This is a genomic window from Dokdonia sp., from assembly GCF_039945015.1.
GTDB lineage: Bacteria > Bacteroidota > Bacteroidia > Flavobacteriales > Flavobacteriaceae > Dokdonia.
The window spans coordinates 1-2492 of record NZ_JBDUXP010000029.1 but is presented as its reverse complement, the minus strand read 5'-3'; the positions used below and the strand labels follow the sequence as shown (position 1 = coordinate 2492).

The 2492-nt window shown below is 33.1% G+C and carries 1 protein-coding gene; it reads right to left on the bottom strand.

Annotated elements, in window-relative coordinates; genetic code table 11:
- Nucleotides 1–481 precede the first annotated feature (481 nt).
- Nucleotides 482–2492: T9SS type A sorting domain-containing protein (locus tag ABJD27_RS19705; RefSeq protein WP_348167116.1), on the bottom strand; the 2011-nt coding region annotated here is incomplete at its 5' end.

The following is a 2492-nucleotide window of genomic DNA, read 5'->3' as shown; positions in this document are numbered from 1 at the left end:
AAGTTCTTGTAATCTATAAATATCACTTTCTTGATTAAACGAGATCTTTGCACGTTGATATGTTTCTAAACGATCTTGCGCTTGAATAGTAAAAAATGAAAATAATAATATTAAAAAGACAATCTTTTTCATCGATTCAGGGAGGTTTATTAATGCGTTCGAATATATAACAATTTATAAGTAGGTATTCCTACCTCAAAATTACATTATTTTAGTTATTTGTTTTAATCCATTAGCAGGCATTTTCAAAAACGTCTATCCAAGGAGATACTTCGTCTTGTCTCTTACATGGATAATTAGTCCAAACCCACTAAAATATAGACTGTTATATATGCGGCATAGTTATTAGATGATAGCCGTTTTATCACAATGCATAGTCGTTTTATAATCTGATCTATTTGGATTTGCAAGATAGCCACTATACTCATAAATAGATTAATCGAATAACGTTTTGTTAAACTAGAGCTATACTATTATGTAATTATTTTACAATAAGTTTTTTGAGAATGGTTTTTTCTTTACTTACTATCTGTATGAAATAAATCCCAGTAGAAATCGGATTTATAGTAAATCGTTGTGACTGATTAAAATCACTAAGATCTAATCGTTGTATTTTCTGTCCGTTTATATTAATAATTATAGCTTCCTGTAATTGTCTATTACCTGAATAATCAAGTGTAATTTCATTAGATGCAGGATTAGGAAATACTGTAATTTCATTTTCATTGAGTACTTCATCTTCTATATCTAATACTTCTCTCTCTTCAAAAACTACGATAAAACGATCTGGTTGTATTCCTTTGGTTGCTATAAATGTATATGTTTCTTCTTTTAAATTTGTAATCGTATTAAGTACATTATCTATTAAAAAGATAGATGCACCTTCTAAAACTGCTCCTTCAAAATGATCAATGTTAATCGTATACGTTTCTTCGGTTTCTATAGAAGTAGAGAACCCTACAGGAATTTCCATTTGAGCGTTAAATGTTTCTCGCCCTTGAATAGAAAGTTGTTCTCCAGTTTCTAATGTAGAGAATAAAGATATAAACGTTCCTAATCTTGTTGTGTCGTATCCAGCATCAAAACCTGAAGTCAAATCAAGCCCTTCTGTCTCCTCTCTCATAAATCCAATTGCCATTTGTGATTTTATATCACTATATGATGATGTTGTAATGTGTAACCATAGTTTATCAAAGGAACTATTTGAAACTGCTTCATTACTTCTAAAATCATCATTGTTGCCAGTAACACGAAGACTGTTTGTAAAAACTACTGGAGTATTACTAACGGCTTCGGTTTGTTCTGCTTTGATAGCAAACCCTTGTCCAGATGCCATAAATTGAGTAGGCATTGTACTACCATTTACTGCTCCTATTCCCATCATTGCATTACGAACTGAAATATCATTCATAGAGAAATTACTAGACCCAGGCCCTGGCAATGCCGAAGTTGGGTTTGTAATATGGTCCCAATAATATACTGCACTTACCGCATCATTTGCATTTATAAATGCTGTAACATCTATTGCAGATGCATATGGATTACCAAGTAGATTATAGTTATTTGTTGTTGCAGGACCGTTATAATTAACAGGAACAGATATTGTACCTGAATGTAAAGTCCCTTGTGTATAGGTTAATGTGTATGCTCCATCTCCTACATTTGGTGCTGGTTGTGGGAATACAAGTTGACCTATCCCAGCTACTGGTAAAGGAGTACTTCCTGTTACTGGTGACACATAATCTAAGTTATCATCTAAAAAAACTTCTGCTCCAGCAAATTCTGGAAACGTCATAAGATCAATGTTAAAAGGCACAAAGTTTGCGGGGATAACACTAAAAACGGCTCTAGAATTACCATATACGCCATCTCTAGTTTCTCCATCCATAGGGCTACTCATAGACACATAGTTACGATCATCTATAGTAGGTGTTATTTTTTCAACACTAATATTTCCATTGTTAAAGGTTTTTGCATCTTCATTTACTTGTACAACACTACCTTCATGTGAGACTATAAGTGTACCATCTATTGTAATATCATTTAATACACTTACAAAATTACCAGAAGCAACGGTAAGTATCATCTCTGAGTTTACAACAAGTGTACAAGCTGTGATATTACCTGTAATAGACGTATTGTAGTTTCCATTTACAATTGCTTTTACAGAATCTGTAGGCATTCCATTACTCCACCCACCTCCAACAGTATATGTTGTCGTTGTAGGACAAGAATCTACATTTACAACCAAGAATTCTAAGTCGTCAAAATAAAAACCATCTCGTGTTACTTGATCATCAGTTACTAATTGGAATCTAGCAAGGATTTCTTCCCCTAAGTAATCGGAAAGTGATATTTCTTCTAGAACAAATCCAGATTGTGTTCCATCATATAATGGTTCTCCTGCTGGTTGGATATTTGTTCCTTCTGATGTAAAATTACCACATTGAGGAATCCAAGTTGCTCCATTATCTGTTGAAATTTCAAACTGA